Origin of the sequence: Streptomyces sp. NPDC056452 (assembly GCF_042796085.1) — a bacterium.
GTDB lineage: Bacteria > Actinomycetota > Actinomycetes > Streptomycetales > Streptomycetaceae > Streptomyces.
In genome coordinates, this window is record NZ_JBHTRI010000008.1 from 106045 (window position 1) to 131268 (window position 25224).

General features: G+C 70.9%; 22 protein-coding genes. 7 read left to right on the forward strand and 15 right to left on the reverse strand.

What is annotated here, in order from left to right; translation table 11 throughout:
* Nucleotides 1–12 precede the first annotated feature (12 nt).
* The 5 genes from ACFQ6X_RS10575 to ACFQ6X_RS10595 all read right to left on the reverse strand — a co-directional run bounded on the left by ACFQ6X_RS10575 (nucleotide 13) and on the right by ACFQ6X_RS10595 (nucleotide 5454).
* Complete coding sequence (locus ACFQ6X_RS10575; protein ID WP_383179026.1) at nucleotides 13–2556, reverse strand: DUF4118 domain-containing protein; 2544 nt, start codon at nucleotides 2554–2556, stop codon at nucleotides 13–15.
* A gap of 146 nt (nucleotides 2557–2702) precedes the next feature.
* A complete protein-coding gene (locus tag ACFQ6X_RS10580; protein WP_383179029.1) occupies nucleotides 2703–3437 on the reverse strand; it encodes an ABC transporter ATP-binding protein in 735 nt (244 codons plus the stop codon).
* Nucleotides 3438–3567: 130 nt separating this feature from the next.
* Nucleotides 3568–4341, reverse strand: coding sequence for a DUF3710 domain-containing protein (locus ACFQ6X_RS10585; RefSeq protein WP_383179032.1), 774 nt, complete (start codon nucleotides 4339–4341; stop codon nucleotides 3568–3570).
* Between the two features lies 1 nt (nucleotide 4342).
* The gene (gene dut / locus ACFQ6X_RS10590; RefSeq protein ID WP_329215010.1) at nucleotides 4343–4870 is read right to left on the reverse strand and encodes a dUTP diphosphatase; all 528 of its coding nucleotides are present in this window, start codon (nucleotides 4868–4870) and stop codon (nucleotides 4343–4345) included.
* Complete coding sequence (locus tag ACFQ6X_RS10595) at nucleotides 4870–5454, reverse strand: PaaI family thioesterase (RefSeq protein ID WP_383179036.1); 585 nt, start codon at nucleotides 5452–5454, stop codon at nucleotides 4870–4872. The genes dut and ACFQ6X_RS10595 overlap by 1 nt, the downstream gene beginning before the upstream one ends.
* Nucleotides 5455–5512: 58 nt before the next feature.
* Here ACFQ6X_RS10595 and ACFQ6X_RS10600 point away from each other — a divergent pair, with 58 nt between their 5' ends.
* Complete coding sequence (locus ACFQ6X_RS10600; protein ID WP_329206660.1) at nucleotides 5513–5968, forward strand: DUF3093 domain-containing protein; 456 nt, start codon at nucleotides 5513–5515, stop codon at nucleotides 5966–5968.
* Nucleotides 5969–5998: 30 nt separating this feature from the next.
* Here ACFQ6X_RS10600 and ACFQ6X_RS10605 read toward each other — a convergent pair whose 3' ends face one another.
* From ACFQ6X_RS10605 to ACFQ6X_RS10620, 4 genes are all read right to left on the reverse strand, one after another.
* Nucleotides 5999–6955 (reverse strand): hypothetical protein, encoded by a 957-nt coding sequence (locus tag ACFQ6X_RS10605; protein ID WP_383179039.1) that lies wholly within the window; start codon nucleotides 6953–6955, stop codon nucleotides 5999–6001.
* Between the two features lie 12 nt (nucleotides 6956–6967).
* Nucleotides 6968–7264, reverse strand: coding sequence for a DUF4193 domain-containing protein (locus ACFQ6X_RS10610; protein WP_003965732.1), 297 nt, complete (start codon nucleotides 7262–7264; stop codon nucleotides 6968–6970).
* Between the two features lie 404 nt (nucleotides 7265–7668).
* A complete protein-coding gene (locus tag ACFQ6X_RS10615; protein ID WP_383179044.1) occupies nucleotides 7669–8901 on the reverse strand; it encodes a sensor histidine kinase in 1233 nt (410 codons plus the stop codon).
* Nucleotides 8902–8908: 7 nt separating this feature from the next.
* Nucleotides 8909–9562 carry a response regulator transcription factor gene (locus tag ACFQ6X_RS10620; protein ID WP_329206664.1) on the reverse strand — a complete coding sequence of 218 codons (654 nt, stop codon included), beginning with the start codon at nucleotides 9560–9562 and terminating at the stop codon, nucleotides 8909–8911.
* Between the two features lie 363 nt (nucleotides 9563–9925).
* Here ACFQ6X_RS10620 and ACFQ6X_RS10625 point away from each other — a divergent pair, with 363 nt between their 5' ends.
* On the forward strand, nucleotides 9926–10099 hold the full coding sequence (locus ACFQ6X_RS10625; protein WP_383179047.1) for a hypothetical protein: 174 nt from the start codon (nucleotides 9926–9928) through the stop codon (nucleotides 10097–10099).
* A 96-nt stretch (nucleotides 10100–10195) separates the two neighbouring features.
* Here ACFQ6X_RS10625 and ACFQ6X_RS10630 read toward each other — a convergent pair whose 3' ends face one another.
* Both ACFQ6X_RS10630 and ACFQ6X_RS10635 read right to left on the reverse strand, forming a co-directional pair.
* A complete protein-coding gene (locus tag ACFQ6X_RS10630) occupies nucleotides 10196–10996 on the reverse strand; it encodes an inositol monophosphatase family protein (protein ID WP_383179050.1) in 801 nt (266 codons plus the stop codon).
* Between the two features lie 41 nt (nucleotides 10997–11037).
* Nucleotides 11038–12165 (reverse strand): ferrochelatase, encoded by a 1128-nt coding sequence (locus ACFQ6X_RS10635; RefSeq protein WP_383179053.1) that lies wholly within the window; start codon nucleotides 12163–12165, stop codon nucleotides 11038–11040.
* 127 nt (nucleotides 12166–12292) lie between these two features.
* On the opposite strand from ACFQ6X_RS10635, the gene ACFQ6X_RS10640 reads away from it, so the two are divergent.
* The gene (locus ACFQ6X_RS10640) at nucleotides 12293–13540 is read left to right on the forward strand and encodes an MFS transporter (protein ID WP_383179056.1); all 1248 of its coding nucleotides are present in this window, start codon (nucleotides 12293–12295) and stop codon (nucleotides 13538–13540) included.
* On the forward strand, nucleotides 13497–14819 hold the full coding sequence (locus ACFQ6X_RS10645) for a D-arabinono-1,4-lactone oxidase (RefSeq protein ID WP_383179059.1): 1323 nt from the start codon (nucleotides 13497–13499) through the stop codon (nucleotides 14817–14819). Before ACFQ6X_RS10640 ends, ACFQ6X_RS10645 begins: the two co-directional genes overlap by 44 nt.
* A 27-nt stretch (nucleotides 14820–14846) precedes the next feature.
* Here the strand turns inward: ACFQ6X_RS10645 and ACFQ6X_RS10650 are convergent, their stop codons facing one another.
* On the reverse strand, nucleotides 14847–15833 hold the full coding sequence (locus ACFQ6X_RS10650; RefSeq protein ID WP_383179062.1) for a hypothetical protein: 987 nt from the start codon (nucleotides 15831–15833) through the stop codon (nucleotides 14847–14849).
* Between the two features lie 497 nt (nucleotides 15834–16330).
* Between ACFQ6X_RS10650 and sepH the strand changes: the two genes are divergently transcribed.
* Nucleotides 16331–17392 carry a septation protein SepH gene (gene sepH, locus ACFQ6X_RS10655; protein WP_383179065.1) on the forward strand — a complete coding sequence of 354 codons (1062 nt, stop codon included), beginning with the start codon at nucleotides 16331–16333 and terminating at the stop codon, nucleotides 17390–17392.
* 82 nt (nucleotides 17393–17474) lie between these two features.
* On the opposite strand, the gene ACFQ6X_RS10660 is transcribed toward sepH, so the two are convergent.
* Entirely contained in the window at nucleotides 17475–18302 is an 828-nt protein-coding gene (locus ACFQ6X_RS10660; RefSeq protein ID WP_383179068.1) for a sulfurtransferase, read from the reverse strand.
* Between the two features lie 239 nt (nucleotides 18303–18541).
* On the opposite strand from ACFQ6X_RS10660, the gene ACFQ6X_RS10665 reads away from it, so the two are divergent.
* Nucleotides 18542–19318: a VOC family protein gene (locus ACFQ6X_RS10665; RefSeq protein WP_383179071.1), complete on the forward strand. Its 777-nt coding sequence runs from the start codon at nucleotides 18542–18544 to the stop codon at nucleotides 19316–19318.
* Nucleotides 19319–19367: 49 nt separating this feature from the next.
* Here ACFQ6X_RS10665 and ACFQ6X_RS10670 read toward each other — a convergent pair whose 3' ends face one another.
* Entirely contained in the window at nucleotides 19368–20051 is a 684-nt protein-coding gene (locus ACFQ6X_RS10670; RefSeq protein WP_383179075.1) for a hypothetical protein, read from the reverse strand.
* 628 nt (nucleotides 20052–20679) lie between these two features.
* On the opposite strand from ACFQ6X_RS10670, the gene ACFQ6X_RS10675 reads away from it, so the two are divergent.
* Nucleotides 20680–24468, forward strand: coding sequence for a S8 family serine peptidase (locus ACFQ6X_RS10675; protein WP_383179078.1), 3789 nt, complete (start codon nucleotides 20680–20682; stop codon nucleotides 24466–24468).
* 76 nt (nucleotides 24469–24544) lie between these two features.
* Here the strand turns inward: ACFQ6X_RS10675 and ACFQ6X_RS10680 are convergent, their stop codons facing one another.
* Entirely contained in the window at nucleotides 24545–25195 is a 651-nt protein-coding gene (locus ACFQ6X_RS10680; RefSeq protein WP_383179081.1) for a thymidine kinase, read from the reverse strand.
* Nucleotides 25196–25224 lie beyond the last annotated feature (29 nt).

A 25224-nucleotide genomic window follows, 5' to 3' on the forward strand; every position in this document is an offset into this window, starting at 1 on the left:
GCCCCGAGGGGTTCACGAGGTGACCTGGGCGGGCAGGCCGGGGCCGACGCCGACCTGTCCGGGTACCGCCTTGAGCGTGAGGACCATCGTGAGTCCGCCGCCCGGGGTGTCCTCGGCCCCGAGGGTTCCGCCCATGGACTCCACGAAGCCCCGGGCAACGGCGAGCCCGAGGCCGACTCCCGCGCCGCGCGGGGCGTCGCCGTAGCGCTGGAAGGGCTCGAAGATGCGTTCCTTGCCCTCGTCGGGGACACCTCGGCCGCGGTCGGCCACCCTCAGCTCGACGCGTTCGCCCAGGGCGCTGGCGGCGACCGTGACGCGGTCCCGGCCGGGGCTGTACTTGACCGCGTTCTCCACGATGTTGGCGACGGCCCGCTCCAGCAGCCCGGGGTCGACGGCGACCATCGGCAGCGTCTCGGGGATGTCGAGGTCGACGCTGCCCTCGGGTACTCCTCCGAGGGCCATCGGCACGACCTCGTCGAGGTCGATCTCACGGATGAGCGGGGTGACGGTGCCGGTCTGCAGGCGGGACATGTCGAGGAGGTTGCCGATCAGGTGGTCCAGCCGGTCGGCGCCGTCCTCGATGGCCGCGAGGAACTCGGCCTCGTCCTCGTCGGACCAGGCGACGTCGTCGGCTCGCAGCGAGCTCACGGCGGCCTTGATGGCCGCCAGAGGGGTACGCAGGTCGTGGCTGACGGCGGCGAGCAGCGCGGTCCTGATCCGGTTGCCCTCGGCCAGCCGGCGTGCCGCCTCGGCCTCCCCCACCAGGCGCTGCCGGTCCAGGACCACCGCGGCCTGCGCCGCGAACGCTCCGAGCACCCGGCGGTCCTCGGCGGGCAGTACCCGGCCGGAGAGGGCGAGCGCCATGTTGTCGCCGACCGGCATGTCGACGTCGGCGTCGTCCGGCCGGGCCACCGGGGCGGGGCCGACGGATCCGGCGCAGGTCCACGGATCCACGTCGCTCTGCCGCTCCAGCAGGGCGACGGACTCCATGCCGAAGGTCTCTCGGACCCGCTCCAGCAGGGCGTCCAGGGCCGTCTCGCCGCGCAGGACGCTCCCGGCCAGGGCGGAGAGGATCTCCGACTCGGCGCGCAGCCGTGCCGCCTGATGGGTGCGGCGCGCCGCCAGGTCCACCACGGAGGCGACCGCGACGGCCACCGCGAAGAAGATCACGATGGCGACGAAGTTCTCGGGGTCCTGCACCGTCAGCGTGTGGGTGGGCGGGGTGAACCAGTAGTTCAGGAGCATGGAGCCGACGGCGGCCGAGGCCAGCGCGGGCGCCAGTCCGCCGAGCAGGGCCGCCGCGACGGTCAGGAAGAGGAAGAGCAGGACGTCGTTGGCGAGACCCGGGCCGTTCTCCAGGCGGAGCAGCAGCAGGGTGAGCAGGGCCGGTCCGAGGACGCCGACCGTCCAGCCCCAGATGATCCGGGTGCGCCCGAGCCGGGCTCCGCGGGCGATGGGGAGGCCGCGCCCCTTGGCGACCTCTTCGTGCGTGACGATGTGGACGTCCAGGTCGGGTCCGGACTCGCGGGCGACGGTGGCGCCGACTCCGGGGCCGTAGATGTACTGCCAGGCCTTGCGGCGGCTGGAGCCGAGAACGATCTGGGTGGCGTTGACGCCCCGGGCGAATTCGAGGAGCGCCGAGGGTATGTCGTCGCCGATGACGTGGTGGAAGGTGCCGCCGAGGTCCTCGACGAGGGTGCGCTGGACCGCGAGCTCCTTGGGCGACGCGGAGGTCAGCCCGTCGCTGCGGGCGATGTACACCGCGAGGATCTCGCTGCCGGAGCCCTTGGCCGCCATCCGGGACGCGCGGCGGATGAGCGTACGGCCTTCGGGGCCGCCGGTCAGTCCCACCACGATGCGTTCGCGGGCCTGCCAGGTGGTGCGGATGTTGTGCTCGCCCCGGTACTGCTGGAGGTACTCGTCGACGCGGTCGGCGACCCACAGGAGGGCCAGCTCGCGCAGGGCGGTGAGGTTGCCCGGGCGGAAGTAGTTGGACAGGGCCGCGTCGACCTTGTCGGACCGGTAGATGTTGCCGTGCGCCATGCGGCGGCGCAGCGCCTGGGGCGACATGTCGACAAGCTCGATCTGGTCGGCCCGGCGTGCCACCTCGTCGGGGATGGTCTCCTTCTGCCGTACACCGGTTATCGACTCGACGACGTCACCGAGCGACTCCAGGTGCTGGATGTTCACGGTGGAGATCACATCGATGCCGGCCTTCAGGAGCTCCTCGACGTCCTGCCAGCGCTTGGCGTTGCGTGAGCCCGGCACATTGGTGTGGGCCAGTTCGTCCACCAGCGCGACGGCGGGGGCCCGCTCCAGAACCGCTTCGACGTCCATCTCCGTGAAAACGACGGACCGGTACTCGATCTCGCGCCGGCGGATCTGTTCGAGGCCGTGCAGCAGCACCTCGGTGCGTTCCCGTTCGTGGTGCTCCACGAACGCGACGACGCAGTCCGTGCCCCGTTCCACCCGGCGGTGCGCCTCGGACAGCATCGCGTACGTCTTGCCGACGCCGGGTGCCGCACCCAGGTAGATCCGAAGCTTGCCGCGTGCCATGGCCCCATTGTCTTCTCTGACCGGCCGCCGTGTATCCGGCGGCTGCTTCAGAAGCTACCCCGAGAATTTCCGGCATATGGGACCAGGGGCGGACGCAGGGTCCGTATTGACGGGATTCTGATGCGGCCCCGCGGGGTGCCCGCTGTTCACACCTGCTCGACGATGTGCCCGTCACTGAGCTCCAGGACCCGGTCGGCGAAGCCGAGCAGCTGCGCGTCGTGGGTGGCGACGAGAACGGTGACGCCCTCGCTGCGCACCACGGCCCGCAGCAGCTCCATGACCGCAAGGCCCGTCTCCGCGTCCAGCTGCCCGGTGGGCTCGTCGGCGATCAGGAGCGCGGGCCGGTTGGCCAGCGCGCGGGCGATGGCGACGCGCTGCTGCTGGCCGCCGGAGAGCTCGCCGGGGCGCTGCTGGGCGTGGTCGCCGAGGCCCACCAGGGAGAGCAGCAGCGCCACCCGGTCCTCGCGCTCCCCCGGCTCCGCCCGGCGCAGCCGCATCGGCACCCCGACGTTCTCCGCCGCGGTCAGGATCGGGATCAGGCCGAACGACTGGAAGATGAAGCCGATCCGGTCCCTGCGCAGCTCCAGCAGGCCGTTCTCGCCGAGCTCGGAGAGGTCCGTACCGTCGACGGTGATCCGGCCGCTGTCCGGTGAGTCGAGGCCGCCGACGAGGTTGAGCAGGGTCGTCTTGCCGGAGCCCGAGCGGCCCTTGAGCGCGACCAGTTCCCCGCGCGGGATCTCGAAGGAGACGCCGCGCAGGGCGTGCACGGCGGCGGCGCCGGTTCCGTACGAGCGGTGCAGGTCCTCGATCCGCACCATGGGCCCGCCGGCCGGGTCCTCGGCCACTGCCGTGCCGCTCTGTCCGGTGGCGCTCTCGGTCATGTCTCTCCCCGGTACGTACGTGCTCTCGTCGCCGCCAGTATGTGCACGAGGCACACGCACGGGCAATGGCCGGTGGGCCGCACCCCGCAAGGGGTACGGCCCACCGGCCGAATCATGCTGTGCGAGTCGCTCAGCGCACCTCGGTGATCTCGGGTCCGCGCTGGAGCTGACCCATGCCGCCGGAGAACTTCGAGCTCTCCTGGTCCTCCTGCTGCACACCCTCCGGCACCATCTGGGCGTCGTTGGGAAGCTTCAGGACGATCGGGTCGCGCGGGGCCATCGGGCCGTCGCCACGGACGACCACGGTGTCCCGGAAGATCGTCTCCAGGAGTCCGGCCGCCTCCGGCTGCACGGCACCCTGACCGGAGATCACTCCGCGCAGGAACCAGCGAGGTCCGTCGACACCGATGAAGCGCACCAGCTGTACGCCGTTCTTCCCGTCGGGGAGCTGTACGGGGACCTGCGCGCGCAGCTCCCAGCCCAGCGGGCCCTCGACCTCGTCGATGATCCCGCCCTGCTGGGTGATGCCCGAGGCGATCTCCTCGCGGACCTCGCCCCAGATGCCCTGCTTCTTGGGGGCCGCGAAGGCCTGCAGCTGGACCGCGCTGTCGCGCAGGACGACGGTGGCGGCGACGATCGCGTCACCGGCCACCTCCACCCGCAGCTCCATGCCTTCGACTCCGGGCACGAAGATGCCGCCGAGGTCCACCCGTCCCTCACCGGGCTGGGAGACCTCGGAGATGTCCCACGGCCCGTCCGGCCTGGGGGCCGGCGGAAGGTTCGTCCGGCGCGAGCCGGATGCGGCTCCGTCGGTGCCATCGAGCTCGTCGGCGACCTGCTCGGCCTCGCGCGCTTCGTCCGCCGTGTCCTCGGCGGAACCACTGTTCTTGCGACGTCCGAACACGTCACTGTCCTTCCCGGTCGGATACGACCGAAGCGTAGCTGTTCCCACCCTGGGTGTTACCGCCCCTGACGCCGTCCACGGCGGCGTGACCGCCGGTGGACCCGAAGCCCCCCTCGGCCCGCGCCGAACCGGGAAGTTCCGCCACCTCGTGGAAGCGCACCTTCTCGACCTGCTGGACGACCAGCTGGGCAATCCGGTCGAACCTCTCGAACCGCACGGTCTCGCGCGGGTCGAGATTGACCACGATTACCTTGATCTCCCCACGGTACCCGGCATCAACCGTCCCTGGGGCATTCACGAGGGCCACTCCGCAGCGGGCTGCGAGGCCGGAGCGGGGGTGCACGAACGCCGCGTACCCGTCGGGCAGCGCGATCGACACCCCGGTGGGGAGCACCGCCCGCTCGCCCGGGGCGAGCTCGGCAGCCTGGGTGGTCACCAGATCGGCACCGGCATCGCCCGGGTGTCCGTAGGCGGGGATCGGCACGTCCGGGTCGACCCGGCGGATCAGTACGTCGACGGGATGGCGCATCACGGGTTCACCTCGAAGGCACGGGCACGCCTGACCTGGTCCGGGTCGGCCATCGCCGCCCGGATCTCCTCAGGCCGGCCGTTGTCGATGAAGTGGTCCATCTTGACCTCGATGAAGAGGGCCTCGGCACGGACCGCGACGGGCCCGTCGGGGCCGCCGATCCGGCCGGTGGCCCGGCAGAAGATCTTCCGCCTGTGCACGGCGGTGACCTCGGCGTCCAGGAAGAGCACCGTGTCCACCGGCACCGGCCTGACGTAGTCGGTCTCCAGCCGTCCGGTCACCGCGATCACCCGCAGCAGCCAGCTCAGGGCGCCGAGGGTCTCGTCCATCGCCGTGGCGAGCACACCGCCGTGCGCGAGCCCCGGAGCACCCTGGTGCGCGGGCTTCACGGTGAACTCGGCGGTGACGCTCACACCTTCTCCGGCCCGTGCCCGCAGGTGCAGCCCGTGGGGCTGCTCATCGCCGCAGCCGAAGCATTGCTCGTAGTGCGACCCCAGCAGCGTGCCCGGCGCCGGGGCATCAGGGTGCCGTTCCGGCTTCGCGGCATCGGCCGGGGGTGTCAGACGTGTTGATGTTCCACTCACAGGCGCAGACCTTACCCGCGCGGCCGATCGCAGGTCGCGCCGTGCCAAGCTTGGCTCCATGCAGCCTTCCGCACCGCCCTTCGACGAACGTCTCACCGCACCCCGCACGTGGTGGCTCATCGCCTTCGGGGTCGGAGTCGCCTGTGCCCTGATGCTCCTGCCGCTCGGCACGCTGCCCATGCTCGGTGGGCTGGCCGGCGGCACGGCCGCGGCTGCCGTGGTGGTGAGCCAGTACGGCTCGGCGCGCGTCCGTGTGGTGGCCGGCGCCCTCGTCGCGGGCGACGCGCGTATCCCGCTGTCGGCGCTCGGCGACGCCGAGGCACTGGATGCGGAGGAGGCGCGCGCCTGGCGCTCGTACAAGGCGGATCCCCGCGCCTTCATGCTGCTGCGCAGCTACATCCCGACCGCCGTGCGGGTGAAGGTCACGGATCCGGACGACCCGACGCCGTACGTCTATCTCTCGACCCGGGAGCCGCAGGCCCTGGTGGCCGCCCTCGCGGGTGTCCCTGCCTGAGGCACCGGCGGGGCGCCCCGGCCCGAGGCCCTAGACGCCGGGCTCGTCGAGCCCCTTCGGCAGTTCCTTCGCGGGCACCGCGGGCTGCTCCAGCGGGGGCAGCTCGGGGAGCCGGTCCCAGGTGACCTGCTGCTTGCGCAGATCGGCCCTGACCCGGTCGGCCAGCTTCCTGGTGTCCCTGCGGTTCATCAGCGCGCCCACGGCGGCGCCGATCATGAACGGAATGAGGTTGGGCAGGTCGCGCACCATGCGCTTCATGATCTGCTGACGCAGTTCGCGCTTCATCTGCCCGCCCAGCGCCGCGTTCAGCGTGGTGGGGCGTGACACGTCGATGCCGCGCTCCTCCGTCCAGGACGTCAGATACGCGGTGCTGCGCTGCCCCAGGTTGCCCGGCGGGCGCCGGCCGTAGACCTCGTGGAGCTCGGCGACGAGCTTCATCTCGATGGCTGCCACGCCGGTGATCTCGGCAGCCAGCTCGGCCAGCATGGCGGGGGGTACGGGCATCATGGCCGCCGCCCCGATACCTGCGCCGACGGTGGCGGTCGCGTTGCACGCGCCCGCGACGAGCTTGTCGGCGAGTTCTTCGGGACCGAGTCCCGGGAACTGCTTGCGCAGTGTGGCGAGGTCGCGCACAGGGATGCGGGGAGCCGTGTCGATGATCCGGTCGGCCAGCTGGCCGACCGCCGCTCTGGCGCTCTCCCCGCCCTTGTGTACGCCCCGTTTCAGTCTTCTCAGACGGCCTGCCCCGGTCGTGGGCTCCGTCGTGCCGTCCTGTCCGGGCATCTCCGGAGATGCCGCTGCCCGGACCGCTTCGAGCGAGGCCGACCGGCCCCGCTCGTCGTCAGATGTGCCGGGAGAGGGCGGCAGGGCGGCCTGGTGCTCGGCAGGAGTGCTTGCGCCCTCTGCCGGGCCTGTGCCGCCCTGATGCGCCTCCGACGACTTCGTGCGCCGCAAGCGCCGCTTCCGGAACGGTGTGTCGCCTGCCACGGCCGGCCTGCCTCAGTCGCAGTCGCGGCAGATGGGCTGGCCGTTCTTCTCGCGCGCCAGCTGACTCCTGTGGTGGACCAGGAAGCAGCTCATGCAGGTGAACTCGTCCGCCTGCTTGGGCAGGACCCGCACGGCCAGTTCTTCGTTGGACAGGTCCGCGCCGGGCAGCTCAAGGCCCTCTGCCGCGTCGAACTCGTCCACGTCGACGGCGGATGCCGTCTTGTCGCTCCGACGAGCCTTGAGCTCTTCGAGGCTGTCCTGGTCCACGTCGTCGTCAGTCTTGCGTGGGGTGTCGTAATCCGTTGCCATGTCGCTCTCCCCCTCTTGGGTGTCTGCGGTGTCTCAGCGCACGTAACGCGTGAGAGGCCGGACTTGTGCCCGACCTGAGGCGGAGATTTTGCCTCACATCAAGGTCTGTTACTCAATCGACACCCAACCGGATCTCCCGAGAGCGATCAGCTTGGGTGGCGATGGGGACCGTACACGGTCCGATTGCTGCAGTTCACGGGTGCCACCCCGTGTACTTCCCGTGATATCGACCCCCGGAAACCCGGACGTTTCCCGGCTTTCCGGCAGAGACGTGATCACCGAGAGTAGAAGGACCGAAAATGGCTCCTGTGATCGATCACACAGGGAGTCAACGGGACTGGCGCCCGAAAATTCCGCCCAAAGCGAACAGAGCGATCCAATGCGGCTTCACACCGCGAAGCCTCTCAGACCGGCAGGGTGACGCGCATCACGAGACCACCGCCCTCGCGGGGCTCCGCGATGATACGGCCTCCGTGCGCCCGCGCGACGGACCGCGCGATCGACAGGCCGAGCCCCACCCCCTTGTCGCTGCCTGTGCGTTCCGTGCGCAGCCGCCTGAACGGCTCGAAGAGGTTGTCGACCTCGTAGGCGGGCACCACAGGACCTGTGTTCGAGACCACCAGGAGCGCCTGTCCGGGCTGGAGCTCCGTGGTGACCTCCACCCAGCCGCCCTCCGCCACGTTGTAGCGCACGGCGTTCTGTACGAGGTTCAGCGCGATCCGCTCCAGGAGGACACCGTTGCCCTGGACGACGGCCGGAGCACGCTCGCCACGGATCTCCACCGCCTTCTGCGCCGCCTCGGCGCGGGCCTGGTCGATGGCGCGGTCGGCGACCTCGGCGAGGTCCACCGGTTTGCGCTCGACGATCTGGTTCTCGCTGCGGGCGAGCAGCAGCAGGCCTTCGACCAGCTGCTCGCTGCGCTCGTTGGTGGCGAGAAGTGTCTTGCCGAGCTGCTGGAGCTCCGTAGGGGCCTCGGGGTCGGAGAGGTGCACCTCCAGCAGGGTGCGGTTGATCGCGAGCGGCGTGCGCAGCTCGTGCGAGGCGTTCCCGACGAATCGCTGCTGGGCCGTGAAGGCCCGCTCCAGGCGGTCCAGCATCTCGTCGAAGGTGTCGGCGAGCTCCTTCAGCTCGTCGTCCGGGCCGTCCAGCTCGATCCGGCGGGACAGGTCCGTCCCGGCCACCCTGCGTGCGGTGCGGGTGATCCTGCCCAACGGGGACAGGACGCGGCCGGCCATGGCGTAGCCGAAGGCGAACGCGATGATGCTGAGGCCCACGAGGGCCAGCAGCGAACGGTTCAGCAGGGAGTCGAGCGCCTGCTGGCGCTGCTGGTTGACGCAGGCGTTCATGGAGGCGTTGAAGGTCTCCGGGCTCGCATTCTTCGGCAGGTCGCAGACCTCGCTGGTGACCTGGCCGGTGACGATCCGGAACGGCAGGTCGCTGCCCACGTTCAGCGCCTGTGCCGCCAGCATGTAGATGATCGAGAGCAGCAGGATGCCCGCGATCAGGAACATGCCGCCGTAGAGCAGGGTGAGCCGTATCCGGATGGTCGGGCGCAGCCAGGGGTACGGCGGCTCCTGCGGCTTGGGCTCCCAGGTCGGCTTCGGAGGCGCCTTCACGGGCGCCGGGGAGGCTGCCACGGGGCGCTCAGATCCTGTATCCGGAGCCGGGCACGGTGACGATGACGGGAGGTTCCCCGAGCTTGCGCCGCAGGGTCATCACCGTCACACGCACCACGTTGGTGAAGGGGTCGGTGTTCTCGTCCCAGGCCTTCTCCAGGAGCTGCTCGGCCGAGACGACCGCGCCCTCGCTGCGCATCAGCACCTCGAGCACGGCGAATTCCTTCGGGGCCAGCTGGATCTCCTGCTCGTCCCGGAAGACCTCGCGGCGGTTGGGGTCGAGCTTGATGCCGGCCCGCTCCAGGACGGGCGGCAGAGCGACCGTGGTGCGGCGCCCCAGGGCCCGTACCCGAGCGGTCAGCTCACTGAAGGCGAAGGGCTTGGGCAGATAGTCGTCCGCGCCGAGCTCCAGGCCCTCGACCCGGTCGCTGACGTCCCCGGACGCGGTGAGCATGAGGATCCTGGTGGGCATGCCGAGCTCGACGATCCTGCGGCAGACGTCGTCCCCGTGCACCAGCGGGAGGTCCCGGTCCAGCACCACGACGTCGTAGTCGTTGACCCCGACGCGCTCCAGGGCCGCCGCTCCGTCGTAGACGACGTCGACGGCCATGGCCTCCCGGCGCAGTCCGGTGGCCACCGCATCGGCGAGCAGCTGCTCGTCCTCGACGACGAGTACGCGCACGGCGCAGTCCTTCCCTAGATCTTCAGAAATACGGCGAGCGGCCCTCGTTCCGGCCGCTCGCTGCACGTCAGCGGCACCGACTGTGCGCGTCCATCCTGCCCGTAACGCGCATAAACCGGCGGTAAGACGACGCGGCCCGGGCTACGCCTCCCGGGAATTCATCGGATTCCCGGGCCAGTTGAGGTTTCTCTGGCATGCGGCCCGGGGAGGACGATTTCACACCCGCGATCACGCCATGCACGTGGCGTTCCACAGCCCGCCCTTCTCCCCGGAGGGCCTGCGTGATCACCCGCCCCCCGACCGCTGGCCGGGGGAATCCCGGGCACACCCCCGTGCCACCGACCCACGATGAGGGGGCGCTCCATGGACGCTTTCACCGCAGGTCTGCTGCAACGAATCAAGACCACCGAGACCGATCTCACGAGGGCTCGCGAGACGGGCGACGACTTCCTCGCGGATGTCGAGCAGGGAGAGCTGGACGACCTGCACCGCCTCGCCGCCGAGCACGGCGTCGAAATCAGCGCCACAAGCGTCTGAGCCGCCACGAGAGGGCCCCGGAGCCGATAACGGCACCCGGGGCCCTCTCGTACGTCCAGGCCCGTCCGGGGTGCCGCCAGGGCCCCGGGCACGGCATCAGTCGTGCCAGGCCCCCAGCTCCTCCAGGAGCACCTGCAGCGGCTCGAAGACGCCCGGGGTCGCGGCGACGGTCAGGTCGCCGTCCGCCGGGAGACCCGGCCGGCCTCCGGTGAGCGCTCCGGCCTCGCGGGCGATGAGGTCGCCGGCCGCCAGGTCCCAGGGGTGCAGTCCGCGTTCGTAGTAGCCGTCGAGCCGGCCCGCCGCGACGTCGCAGAGGTCGACCGCGGCGGATCCGCCGCGCCGGATGTCGCGCAGCTTCGGGATCAGCTGCTGGGCGACGGCGGCCTGGTGGGTGCGTACTTCGGTGACGTAGTTGAAGCCGGTCGACACGAGGGCCTCGCCGAAGGGCGGGGCGGGGCGGCAGGTCAGGGCCTCGCCGTTCAGGTACGCGCCGCCGCCGAGCACCGCGTGGAACGTCTCGCGGCGCATCGGGGCCTCGACCACGCCGACGACCCGCTCGCCGTCGCGCTCGGCGGCGATGGAGACGGCCCAGGTGGGCAGCCCGTAGAGGTAGTTCACCGTGCCGTCGAGCGGATCGATGACCCACCGGATCCCGCTGCTGCCCTCGGCGCTGGCGCCCTCCTCGCCGAGGAAGCCGTCGCGGGGGCGGTTCCCGGAGAGGAAGCCCGTGATGAGCTTCTCCGCCCGGATGTCCATCTCGGTGACGACGTCGATGGGGCTGGACTTCGTCGCGGCCACCCCCAGGTCGGCCGGGCGGCCGTCACGCAGCAGGGCTCCGGCCCGGCGGGCCGCCTCCAGGGCGAGGTCGAGCAGTTCGGACAGGAAGGGGTCGGTCACAACGCTCCAGGGGTGTTCCGGCCGGCTTGCATGCCGGGGTTTCAGGCGTACGGGCTGTCGGCACCCGCGGCTGCGGGCCTGACGGCCCTGGCCGGACAGCACCCGGCCGGGCAGAGGTCGTGGGAGGCGCCGAGAGCGCCCAGGGCGCACCGGTCCACCGGGCGGCCCTCTTCGGCGGCGGTGCGCTCCAGGAGGAGCTCACGCACGGCCGCCGCGAACCTGGGGTCCGCACCGACCGTCGCGGACCTGCGGACCGGCAGTCCCAGCTCGGCGGCCTTCGCGGTGGCTTCCGTGTCGAGGTCGTACAGGACCTCCATGTGGTCCGAGACGAAGCCGATGGGGGCCATGACGACCGCGGGGACACCGGCGCCGTGGAGCGTCTCCAGGTGGTCGCAGATGTCGGGCTCCAGCCACGGGATGTGCGGGGCGCCGCTGCGCGACTGGTAGACGAGCTGCCACGGGTGGTCGGTCCCGGTCTCCTCGCGCACCGCGTCGACGATCACCCGGGCCACGTCGAGGTGCTCCGCCACGTAGGAGCCGCCGTCCCCGTGCGTCGACACGGGACCCGAGGCGTCGGCGGCGGAGGTCGGGATGGAGTGCGTGGTGAACGCGAGGTGCGCGCCTGGCCTGACGTCGTCGGGGAGGTCCGCCAGCGAGGCCAGCACACCGTCCACCATGGGGCGTACGAAGCCGGGGTGGTTGAAGTAGTGCCGGAGCTTGTCCACGCGCGGCACCGGCAGTCCCTCGGCCTCCAGCACTGCCAGCGACTCGGCGAGGTTCTCGCGGTACTGGCGGCAGCCCGAGTACGAGGCGTAGGCGCTGGTGGCGAGGACGGCGATGCGGCGATGGCCGTCCGCGACCATGTCCCGGAGGGTGTCGGTGAGGTACGGCGCCCAGTTGCGGTTGCCCCAGTACACCGGCAGATCGAGGCCGTGGTCGGCGAAGTCCTTGCGCAGGGCGTCGAGCAGCGACCTGTTCTGCGCGTTGATCGGGCTGACGCCGCCGAACAGGAAGTAGTGCTTGCCGACTTCCTTGAGCCGTTCTTCGGGGATACCCCTGCCCCGTGTCACGTTCGCCAGGAACGGGACCACGTCGTCCGGGCCTTCGGGGCCGCCGAAGGAGAGCAGCAGCAGGGCGTCGTAGAGAGCGGGATCGCGCAGATCGGACATGAACCCGATCCTGCCACCCGCCTCCGCCCGTGCGACAGCCGACATCGGTCGCGGTCCCCGGGGACCGCGACCGCCCGTAAGCTGTATCAGCCATCTATACGCCTGACAGGCTTCCCCGGAGCTCCTCTTGCCCAGCCCCTACCGCGCCATCTTCGCCGCCCCCGGCACCAGGGGTTTCTCGGCGGCAGGATTCTTCGGCCGGATGCCCCTCTCCATGATGGGGATCGGCGTGGTGACGATGGTGTCCCAGATCACCGGCCGCTACGGGCTCGCCGGTGCGCTCTCGGCGACGCTCGCCATGGCCGCGGCCGTCGTGGGGCCGCAGATCTCCCGGCTGGTCGACCGGTACGGGCAGCGCCGTGTCCTGCGCCCGGTCACCCTGGTCTCCGTCGCGGCGGTCGCGGGGCTCCTGATCTGCGCCCAGCAGCGGCTGCCGGACTGGACCCTCTTCGTCTTCGCCGCGGGGGCCGGCTGCGTCCCGAGCGTGGGTTCGATGGTCAGGGCACGCTGGGCCGAGATCTACCGGGGTTCCGGCCGTCAGCTGCACACCGCGTACGCCTGGGAGTCGATCGTCGACGAGGTGTGCTTCATCTTCGGGCCGATCATCTCCATCGGCCTGTCCACGGCGTGGTTCCCGGAGGCCGGGCCGCTGCTCGCGGCCGTGTTCCTGGTGATCGGCGTCTTCTGGCTGACCGCCCAGCGTGCCACCGAGCCGCGACCGCACCCCAAGGAGCACCACTCGGGCGGTTCGGCGCTCCGCTCGACCGGTCTGCAGGTCCTGGTGGTCACTTTCGTCGCCACGGGCGCGATCTTCGGTGCGGTCGACGTGGTGACGGTGGCCTTCGCGGAGGAGCGCGGCCACAAGGCGGCGGCCAGCCTCGTCCTGGCGGTCTACGCCCTGGGGTCGTGTCTCGCGGGAGCCGTCTTCGGCCTGCTGCACCTCAGGGGGAAGTCGTCCACGAGGTGGCTGGTGGGGGTCTGCGCGATGGCCGTGAGTATGATCCCCCTCCAATTGGCCGGGAGCCTGCCGTTCCTGGCCGTGGCGCTCTTTGTCGCGGGTCTCGCCATCGCACCGACGATGGTCACCACCATGGCCCTCGTCGAACAGCACGTACCGCGCACCCAGCTGACCGAGGGCATGACCTGGACCAGTACCGGGCTCGCTGTCGGAGTGGCGCTCGGCTCCTCCGCCGCCGGCTGGGTGGTCGACGCCTCGGGGGCCGAGGCGGGGTACGCGGTGCCCGCCGTGGCGGGAGCGCTCGCGGCCGCGGTGGCGTTCCTGGGGTATCGCCGGCTCGCCGAGCCGGTTCCTACGGGAGGGCGCGGGGAAGATGACCGACACCTACGCACGGACGACGACGAGCACGTGGCGTAACTGGGCGGGAAACGTCACCGCCCGGCCGGTACGGACCGTGTCCCCCGCCTCCGTCGACGAGCTCGCCGAGGTGCTCCGCAGGGCCTCCGAGGACGGCCTGACGGTGAAGCCGGTCGGCACCGGTCACTCGTTCACCGCGGCCGCGGCGACCGACGGTGTGCTGATCCGCCCCGGTCTGCTCACCGGGATCCGGGAGATCGACCGTACGGCGATGACGGTGACCGTCGAGGCGGGCACCCCGCTGAAGCGTCTCAACACGGTGCTTGCCCGCGAGGGGCTCTCGCTCACCAACATGGGCGACATCATGGAGCAGACGGTTGCCGGGGCCACCTCCACCGGTACCCACGGCACCGGCCGCGACTCGGCTTCCATCTCCGCGCAGATACGCGCGCTGGAACTGGTCACCGCGGGTGGCACGGTACTGCGCTGTTCGAAGAGCGAGAACTCCGATGTCTTCGCGGCCGCCCGGATCGGGCTCGGCGCACTCGGTGTGGTCACCGCGGTCACGTTCGCGGTGGAGCCGGTCTTCCTGCTCAGGGCACGCGAGGAACCGATGACCTTCGACCGGGTCACCGCCGACTTCGATCAGCTGGTCGCCGAGAACGAGCACTTCGAGTTCTATTGGTTCCCTCACACCGGCAACTGCAACACCAAGCGCAACAACCGCAGCGCGGGCCCCGCCGATCCGCCCGGCCGGATCAGCGGCTGGATCGAGGACGAGCTCCTCTCCAACGGGATCTTCCAGGTCGCCTGTTCGGTCGGCCGGGCGGTCCCGGGGACCATCCCCTCCCTCGCGAAGCTCTCCAGCCGTGCCCTGTCGGCCCGTACGTACACCGACGTTCCCTACAAGGTGTTCACCAGTCCCCGGCGGGTGCGCTTCGTCGAGATGGAGTACGCCCTGCCGCGCGAGGCCGCGGTCGAGGCGCTGCGCGAGGTCAAGGCCATGGTCGAGCGCTCACCGCTGCGGGTCGGCTTCCCGGTGGAGGTCCGGACGGCGCCCGCGGACGACATCACGCTCTCCACGGCCCACGGCCGCGAGAGCGCGTACATCGCCGTGCACCTGTACCGCGGCACCCCGCACCAGGCGTACTTCACGGCCGTCGAACGGATCATGACGGGCTATGCCGGACGCCCGCACTGGGGAAAGATCCACACCCGGGACGCCGAGTATCTGGCCGGGGCGTACCCGAAGTTCGGCGAGTTCACCGCCGTACGCGACCGGCTCGACCCGGACCGGCTGTTCGCCAACGACTACCTGCGGCGCGTTCTGGGCGACTGAACCCTGCGGTGCCGCGCGGACGGCCGGTCACCGGCCGGCGTCCGTCCCCCCTGTGGCCCCGTCGCTCGGCTCCGGGGCGTCACCGGCTCCGGTCGGGTCCGGTGACGCCGGAGCTCCGTCGCCGGGCGCCGTCGGAGTGGCGGTGGGATCCGGGGCCGGGTCTCCGCCGGGGGCGGAAGGTGTGGTTCCGGGATCGGCCGACGAGCCGCCGCTCCGGTCCGGAACCGGGTCCGGAGCCGTGCTCCGCCCGTCGTCCGCGTCCGTCCCGGGCGTGGTGCCGGCCCCGCTGCCCGGATCGCTGTCGTGGTCGCCGTCCCGCTCCTCGCCGGTGCTGCCCGAAGGCTCCGGAGCGGTCGTTCCCGTGTCCCGTTCGCCGTGCACGACGGAACCGACGGTCGTCCCTCCGCCGCCGCTGAGGTCGTTGCCGGAGACCAGTTCGTAGGCGGTGATACCGGCCATCGAAAGGGCGAAGACGGCGACCGCCGCGAGCGCCGAGCGCCGTGCGCCCCGGATCCGGGTGCCGTGGGTACGGGCGTCCGAGTACGCGTCGGGCCGGACCCGGCCGAGCAGCTGCGTCGCGTCCGCGTCGGCTCTCAGCAGCTGCGTACGCTCCGGGTCGGACTCCACCGTGCGCAGGACCGTCGTCGCGTCGTCGCCCGGGAGCCGTGCCGGCCGCAGGACCCTCGTCGCATCGTCACCCGGGAGTCGTGCCGGCTCCGCCGGGGCCGTCTCCCGGATGAGTACGGCCACCTGACGGCCGGCCGGATGCTTCGCCTGGACGGTGACTTCGCGGATCTGCTCACCCGTGCGACGGAAGAAGTGCTGGAAGACCGACCCCCCGCAGGTGGCGACGACACTCATCACGCCGGCGCCGGCGATCGTCCCGTACACACCCAGCTGCGAAGCCATCACCGCCGCGGCGACCGCGGCGACCGCGCTGCCCGCGACCTGCGGCAGGCTCAGATCTATGCGCTTCTGCCCGGGTTCCGCATCCCTTTGCGGCTTCTGATCCATTACCAGCCCTTGCTCGACAACTACCCCACCCTGCACCAAGAATGGACATATGAGCGAAGGGAATAGTTCCGATTCTGGAGATTGTGTGAAGCAGCACACGCATTGAGGGCATAGTGCCGACAACTGGGTAGCCCAACTCCCGTGCCCGGCGAGAACTTCGGCGGCGCGCCGGTCCACCCCCGTGGCCCGAATGGAGTACTGTGGCGAGCCCTGGGGCCGGACTCCCACATGGGTATCCGGGACCTGCGGGAGGGGGCCGAAGACGGCACTCGAACCGGCGGCGCCGCGGCATCGCACGGGCGCCTGCAACACAGAGCGACCAAATGGTCACTATGTGTCGCAAACAGGTAACCGTGCCATGGTGGCGATCCAGGGCCAACGCCCGACACGCCGGGTAACTTGGCAAGGTTGTGGCAGGCTGCACCCGGGCAGGCCACACTCGACTAGCGGAAGCAGCGACGCACGTGACGTCGGCAGGCACCACCCGGGAGGTTCCCATGCCCGAACTGCGTGTCGTGGCCGTCTCAAACGACGGCACACGACTGGTGCTCAAGGCTGCGGACAGCACGGAGTACACGCTTCCGATCGATGAGCGGCTGCGTGCCGCCGTGCGCAATGACCGCGCCAGGCTCGGCCAGATCGAGATCGAGGTGGAGAGCCACCTCCGCCCCCGCGACATCCAGGCACGGATACGAGCCGGTGCCTCCGCGGAGGAAGTCGCCCAGTTCGCCGGAATCCCCGTCGACCGTGTGCGCCGCTTCGAGGGCCCCGTCCTCGCCGAGCGCGCCTTCATGGCCGAGCGGGCCCGGAAGACTCCTGTGCGCCGTCCCGGCGAGAACACCGGCCCCCAGCTCGGCGAGGCGGTGCAGGAGCGCCTCCTGATGCGCGGAGCCGACAAGGAAACCGTCCAGTGGGACTCCTGGCGCCGGGACGACGGCACCTGGGAGGTCCTCCTGGTGTACCGGGTCGCGGGCGAACCGCACTCGGCGAGCTGGACGTACGACCCGCCGCGCCGGCTGGTCCAGGCGGTGGACGACGAAGCACGCTCGCTGATCGGCGAGACGGACGACGTCGCTGCGCCGGAGCCCAGCTTCCCGTTCGTGCCGCGGATCGCACGGCTGCCGCGCGACCGGCCGCTGGACCGTGCGCTCGACCGTCAGATCGAGCGCCCCACTCCCCCGGCACCGGAGCCGGAGGAGCGCATCAGCGGTGTGTCGGCCGGCGAGCGCGACTCGCTGACCAGCCTGTTGGAGGCGGTCCCCAGCTTCCGTGGCGACATGGTCGTCCCGGAGCGTCCCCAGCAGCCCGAACCGCCGGCGATCGAACCCGCCGTCCAGGAGCCGGAGGCCGACGAGCCGCCGGCGGCTGCCGCATCCGCGGGTGCGGGTTCCGCCTACGCGGACGTGCTGATGCCGCGCGCGGTGGCCGGCCACCGCGACCGGCTGACCGGGACGACGGACCGGCAGGCGGAGGCGGACGGAGTCCGTCCGGGTCGCCGGGCCGCGGTGCCCAGCTGGGACGAGATCGTCTTCGGCACGCGCCGGAAGAAGCAGGACTGAGGGCCATCCGGATGTCCGTAGCATGACGAGGGCCCGTACGCCGCTGCGTACGGGCCCTCGCTCTGTCCGGAGACGGGCCGCGTCAGCTGGGGTCCGGCCCGGTCGCGACGGGGCGGGACTCGTCCGAGGACCACTCGGACCAGGAACCCGCGTACAGCGCCGCCCGGTGACCGGCGATCTCCAGCGCCAGCACCTCATGGGCGCCCGAGACACCCGAGCCGCAGTAGACACCGACCTCGGTGCCCGCGCCGGCCCCCAGGGCGGCGAAACGGGAAGCCAGCGAACCGGCGGGGAGGAATCGCCCGTCCTCGGCCACGTTCTGTACGGTCGGGGCCGATACCGCGCCGGGGATATGGCCGCCCACCCGGTCGATCGGCTCCACATCGCCCCGGTAGCGCTCCGCCGCCCGTGCGTCGAGCAGCAGTCCCGAGCGGGCGAGTGCCGCGGCTGCGTCCGCGTCCAGCAGGGGGAGCGCACCCGGTTCGGGCCGGAAATCGCCCTCGTCGGGCGTCGGAATCTTCGTCGAGAGCTCTCCGGTCCACGCCGCGAGACCGCCGTCCAGAACCCGGACGTCGGGGTGTCCCGCCCAGCGCAGGAGCCACCAGGCGCGGGCCGCCGCCCAGCCCAGGCCGCCGTCGTAGACCACCACCGGTGTGCCGTGGGAGACGCCGGCCCGCCGCATGGCCGCCCCGAAGGTTTCCGGGCGGGGCAGCGGGTGGCGACCGCCGCTGCCCGCCGGACCGGCGAGCTCCGCATCGAGGTCGACGAACACCGCGCCGGGGATGTGCCCGGCTTCGTAATCGGGGCGGCCGTGCGGACCGCCCAGCTGCCAGCGGATGTCCAGGAGCACCGGCGGACGTGGCCCTGCCGACTCGCTCGCATATTCGGATGCGGTGATGATGGGCTTCATAGGTGCCATCTTCGCGCAGACGGCGTCCCGCATAGGGTGACGCCAAAATGGACGTACCGCATCAAATCGGTCTTCGCACCTTCAGAACCCGGAAAATGCGGCGCGGCCGGGGTGCCTGCGGAGCTCGGTGGTGCGAGCATCTGCACGGAGCGTACACACCCGTATCCGTACCGCTGGACGGCGTACCGGCCCCGTTCCCCCCGTACGGCCACGACGATGGTCCGAGGAGAGATAAGAAGATGACCGAGGCTGCCGCCCGGCGCACGCCCGGAGCACCTTGCTGGGTGAGTCTGATCGTGCACGGCCTGACCGCGACCCAGGAGTTCTACGGCAATCTGTTCGGCTGGGAGTTCCGGCCGGGACCCGAAGAGCTCGGGCCGTACGTCCGCGCGCTGCTTCACGGGAAGGAAGTCGCGGGCATCGGCCAGCTTCCCCCAGACCGCCACCTGCCGATCGCCTGGACCACCTATCTCGCCACCGAGGACGCCGATCTCACCGCGGAGGTGATCCGCGCCTGCGGCGGCACGGTCGCCGTCGGGCCGATCGTCGCCGGGAGTGCGGGCCGCCTCGCCATCGCCTCCGACCCGAGCGGAGCGGTCTTCGGTATCTGGCAGGCCGCCGAGCACGTCGGTACGGCCCTGGCGGGCGAACCCGGAACCCCTGTCTGGAACGAGCTGGTGACACGCGAGACGTCCTCGGTCGCCAAGTTCTACCAGGCTGTGTTCGGGTTCGAGTTGGAGGCGGTCGTCTCGGCCGACTTCGACTACCAGACCCTGCATCTGGAAGGCCGCCCCGTGGCGGCTCTCCACGGGGTGGGCCATGCGCTGCCGCGCGACCGGGGACCGCACTGGATGACCTATTTCGAGGTGTCCGACACGGACGACGCCGCCGCGCGTGTGGTGGAGCTCGGCGGACATATCCTGCAGCCGCCGCGGGAGGGATCGAGCGGGCGGCTCGCCACGGTCGCGGATCCGGAGGGCGCGGTGTTCACGATCGTGCGGTCGGCGGGCCGCTGAGCCCGGCCGGGCCACGCCGGTCGTCCCGCGCCACGGCGTCCCCGGCCGGTCAGGCGCCTCCCAGCAGCCCGCCGAGCAGTCCTCCGAGCAGATCTCCGAGCGGCCCTCCGGACGGGGCCTCGGCCTCCGGGCCCTGAGTGTCGTCACCACCGCCGGCCGGCGTGTCGGTCCCGGAGCCGTTTCCGGTCTCCGGAGCGGGCGCCGACGGCTCGCTCGGGGATTCTTCGCCGCCCCCACCGGTCTGCGTGTTCCCGCCGGATGCGGGGTCGGGTGTCTTGGGTCCTGCCGTGGGCGCGGCGGGCCCCACGTCCACGGCGGGGATGCTCGCGGGGCCGAAGGACGCTTCGAGCGGCCGCTGAACGGCGGGCGGCGCGGCGACCACCAGGTGTGCCTGATCGGGTGCCACCGGACCGGGCGTGCCGAGCGCGGCTTCGGTTGCCGAGGCCGCACCGTTCTCGTCCTCGGACTCGGCCGGCCGCTCTCCCACCTCGCGCTCCAGGCCCATCGCCCTGGGCAGTTGGAAGAAGGGCGCACTGGAGTCGCCCCCTAACAGCGCGGCGACCACGGTCGTGGCGTAGCAAGTGCAGCAGAGCGCGGTGATGGTCCCCGCACGGCGCCAGGTTCGGCTGCGTTTCCCGCTGCTGTCGACGAAGACCGGCCGGGTGGGCGGTGCAACGGTGCGGGAGTCCGAGCCGTCCCCGACTGCGGCGACGGCGGATGCCCTGCCGTTCACTGCCGAGTCCCTGACTCTTTTCGCACCGCCGTCGCATCGAGGGCTCGCGCCCTGACGGCTGTGCGTTTCGTCGACCGTGGTCCTGTCGCCCCGTATGCTCCGTGCGTCGTTCACTGTCGCGCTGCGTATGCCCACGTAAGTCTCCACCTGTGTCTGTCTGCCGGACCGCTCGCCGGCAGGGCTCTTCCGTTGCCGGGGTCCGCGCCACGCGCGCGCCGAAGAGGTCCGGCACATGGCGCCGGACCTGTCCCCTCCCCTAGCTGTTCGGATCCAAATGCCCTACGGATTGGTCCGATTGGCCGGTAACCGGACAACTGCCGATCGCGCCCACGGGTAACGGGTCCTGTCCTTCTCAGGCTACGCGAACTGGGAGTACACAAAGGCGACTTGGCCCTGGAGTGGCAACCATGCAGGGCTGGTTCCACCGGATCGCCGAGTAAAGCCCTTCACGTCCGCGACGGCAGGTGGGAGCAGACGTGTCACAGGCGCGGTCACCGGAGCCCGGGCGCAGGCGGCCTGGCGAATGTGTGTCATTGGCATGATCCGGCCACCCGGAACCGTCGCCCGTGGCCGTGGCATACGCAAGCATCCCGGTCACGACTGCAACCGAACCGGAGAGAACCCCATCATGCGACCCACACGTAGAAGACCGGTGCGCGCGGCGCTTGGCAGTACCGCGGTCGCCGCCACCATCGTGGTCTCGGCGATCAGCCCGGTGGCACCCGCCGCGGCCGAGTCCACGGGGCGTGCCGACGACGCGGCCCGAAAGCCCGCCGCTGCCGCCGGGTCGACCACGGCCGCCGTCACCCTGCTCACCGGCGACACCGTCAACGTCACCACGGCAGGCGGCCGTACGTCGGTGACGGCCGCCCCCGGAGACCGACAGGCCGCGTCGTTCCAGAGCGAGACGACGCCCGACGGTGACGTGTACGTCTACCCGGACAGCGCGCTCGGAGGCATCGCCTCCGGCAAGCTCGACCGTGAACTCTTCAATGTCACGGGGCTGATAGCCGCCGGGTACGACGACGCCCACCGCGCCACCATCCCCGTCATCGTCAGTTACAAGGACGAGCCCTCCGCCCGCGCGCTCGACATGCGGACCGAGAGCCTCGCCGACGCGAGCGCACGCCCCCTGGCCTCCATCGACGCGGCGGCCACCTCGCTCGGCAAGAAGGACACGGACGAGTTCTTCGACGCTCTCGGCACCGGCGACGACCGGCCCGCGAAGGCCGCCCGCGAGATCAAGAAGGTATGGCTCGACCAGCAGGTCAAGCCGCTCCTTGAGAAGAGCGTGCCGCAGATCGGCGCACCCGACGCATGGGCCGCCGGATACGACGGCAAGGGGGTGAAGGTCGCCGTCCTCGACACCGGGGCCGACCTCGACCACCCCGACCTGGCGGGCAGGATCTCCGCCTCGGAGAGCTTCGTGCCGACCGAGACCGTCCCTGACAAGCAGGGGCACGGCACGCACGTCGCGGCGACCATCGCCGGCTCGGGCGCCGCCTCCGGCGGGCTCCGCAAGGGTGTCGCCCCCGGCGCCGACCTGATCGTCGGGAAGGTCCTCAGCAACAGCGGTTCCGGTGACTCCTCATGGGTGCTCGCCGGTATGGAGTGGGCCGCCGCGCAGGGCGCCGATGTCATCAGCATGAGCCTCGGCGGAGACGGCACCCCCAACGACGTCCTCAGCCAGGCCGTCAACCGGCTCAGCGAGCAGTACGGCACCCTGTTCGTCATCGCCGCCGGCAACGCGGGACCCGGCGCCGGCACGGTCAGATCGCCCGGCCTCGCAGCGAGGGCGCTGACCGTCGGCGCCGTCGACGGCGACGACAAGATGGCGCCCTTCTCCAGCCGGGGGCCCGGCAACAGCGGCGGGTCGCTGAAGCCCGAGATCTCCGCGCCGGGCGTCGGCATCGTCGCCGCGCGCGCGGACGGCACCAGCCTGGGTACGCCCGTCGACGACAACTACACCTCGCTCAGCGGCACCTCGATGGCCACCCCTCATGTCGCCGGTGCAGCCGCGATCATGGCGCAGATCCACCCCGACATGAACGGCGAGCAGCTCAAGAACGCCCTGGCCAGCACCGCGAAGAACCTCCCCGTGGTCACCCCCTTCGACGAGGGGGCGGGCCGCGTCGACCTCACCAACGGCATCAGGTCGACGGTCTTCGCCAGTGCCAAGGCAGACTTCGGGACGTTCATCGCCTCCGATACGCCGACGGATCCCCTCAACCGCACCATCACCTACACCAACATCGGCGACAAGGACGTCACGCTCTCCCTCGGGCTCGACATGGACCGCGGTGTCGACACGGTCGAGGACGAGGTCCGCCTCTCCTCGGGCACCGTCACCGTGCCCGCGCACGGCACCGCCGATGTGACGCTCTCCGTCGACCAGTACCTCGGTGGGTACAGCCACCACAGTGGCTTCGTGCACGCCACAGCGGACGGCGCCCGGCTCGTCACCGCGGTCGGTTACATCAGGTGGGCCCCACAGGCGGATGTCACGGTGCACCTGGCCGATCGCAACGGCAAGGCTCCCGCGCTGGCGACGATCCAGGTGTTCGACATGGTCACGGACGACGTCGTGTTCCGCAGCGCGACCCTGCAGAACCAGGACTCGTACTCCGTCACCGTCCCCAAGGGCCGCTACTCGGTGATCGCACGGCTCCGTACGGACGTGAACGGCACGGAGTCCGCCTCGGACTTCTACGCCGAGCCCGAAATCGACCTGGCCAAGGACATGGAGGTCAGCATCGACGCCCGCAAGGCCGTCGACGTGAGGGCGCGTGTGGCCGACGAGAAGCGGCCGACGGCCGACTCCTGGTACTCGACGTCGCTGACGCGCACCCGTCCGGGGAACTTCGTCGGCTCGCTGACCAGCTACGGTCTCGCCGGCGACCGTGTCGTCACCGAAGGCGTCATCCCGTCGGAGTCGACGGCCGAGACGGGCACGCTCACCTTCGGCCGGGACACCGGACTCCGTGACCCGCTGGTCACCGCCGAGGCGGACCTGCCGGGCCCGGACCGCCTCAGCATCGTGACCCCGGCGCTGGGCATGCGGAAGGACACCTCGCGCCACCTCAAGTCGGTTCCGGTCGGTGGCGGTTCGGACGCCGACTACTCCGGACGCGATGTACGCGGCCGGCTGGCTGTGATCACCACCATGGCCGTCGACGTGTCGAAGCTCGTCGACACGGCGGTCGCCAAGGGTGCGGCCGGGGTGCTGATCGCCCGTCCCGAAACGGGTTCCGGGGCGATCACCGACATCGAGGGCCGCAAGATCCCGGTCTTCGCCACCACCCAGGCATCCAGCCTGCGTCTGCTGCGCGAACTGTCCCGCAGGCCCGTCACGGTGGAGGTGGCCACGCGGGCCGAGAGCCGCTTCACCTACCTCGTCCCCCTCGCCTTCCAGGGCGCCCTGCCCGCCAGGCCCGTCATGACCACCTACAAGAAGCAGTACGCCGTCACGGAGAACCACTTCTACAGCGACCTGGAACCGCGTCTCGCCAACGAGACGATGAGCGCCTGGCACCCGTGGGGCGGCTATGCCTTCCGCACCAGGGCCTACATGAACGCCCCCGCCACCCGGCAGGAATACGTGTACGCGCCCGACATGACGTACCAGCAGTCCGTCCACTCCGGTCGGCCGGGCACCGAGATGCGGGAGCCCGTCGCCGCCTTCAAGGCCGGTCAGAAGCGCGAGCGGGACTGGTACCGCGGGCCCGTGCATGCCGGGACGCCGCAGCTCACGGCGTGCGCTTTCTGCCGCACCCCGGAGCGGATCACCTTCGCGTACACGACTGCCGGAGACTCCGAGTCGTCCCACTGGGGGATGTACGGCGCGACGGCGATGACGGCCCGCTACTACCGCGACGACACGAAGATCGACAACCTCGCGGAGCTGCTCGTTCCCGAGGAGGCCACCTACCGGATGGAGTACGACGTCACCCGGGCCCTGGGTTCCGGCGTCCGGCTCGGCACGGAGCAGAAGACGGCCTGGACGTTCCGCTCGGCCGCGCCGAAGGGAGTCCAGTCCGATGAGTGCCGGGCAGCGTACGGAAACCCGACGGACTGCTCGACCCTGCCGGTGATCCTCACCGGCTTCGACGTGCCGGTGGACGCGCTCAACCGGGCCGATGCGGGCGAGCGGTTCGGATTCACGCTCACCACCTCCCGCCAGGCCGGATACACCGGGGACGAGGACATCGCCGGTGCCAAGGTCTCCGTCTCCTACGACGACGGCGCCACCTGGCGTCTCGCCGACGTACGGGTCGGCGACGAAGGGAGCCACCGCGTGAGCGTCCGCCACCCGAGCCGTGCGGAGACCAACGGCTTCGTGGCCCTGCGCGTCGAGGTGTGGGACGACGCGGGCAACCGCACGACGCAGACCGTCAAGCGGGCGTACGCCCTGGACTGACCCCGCGAGCAGTTCTGCAGGCGCTCGGCCGGGGTTTCCCGGCCGAGCGTTCTGCGTGGGCGGCCGTCGACAGGGTTCAGTCGGAGCCCACCGGCAGGACGTCCGGCGAGAGCGCGCCGGCGTGGACGGAGCCGCTCGTCATACGGCGACGATGGTGACGCCGGCACAACACCTCGTAGCCGACTTCCGCGGCAGGGCTGCTCACGTCACCGACAACGACCTGCTCACCTTCCACCACCATCTCGCCGCCCACCGTGCGGGCATTGTGCGTAGCACGCGCCCCGCACCAGCACAGCGCCTCCACCTGCAGCGTCTCCACGCGGTCCGCCAGCTCGAACAGCCGCCGCGAGCCAGGGAAGAGCTTCGTGCGGAAGTCGGTGGTGATACCGAAGGAAAAGACGTCCAGGTCCAAGTCATCGACGATGCGCGCCAGTTGGTCGATCTGCTCCGGCTCCAGGAACTGCGCCTCGTCCACGATCAAGTAGTCGACCCTGCCGCCCTGCGACACCCGGTCGACGACGTAGGCGTACAGGTTCATACCCGCCACCGCCTCGACGGCCTCCGTCACCAGCCCGAGCCGGGAAGAGAGCTTCCCCTCCCCCGCACGGTCGTCCCGGGTGAAGTTCAGGCCCTGCAGCCCTCTCGCCGACCGGTTGTGCGCAATCTGCAGCGCGAGCGTGCTCTTTCCGCAGTCCATCGTTCCGGAGAAGAACACAAGCTCGGGCATGAGAAGTTGAGCGCCTTTCGGGTCGTGCG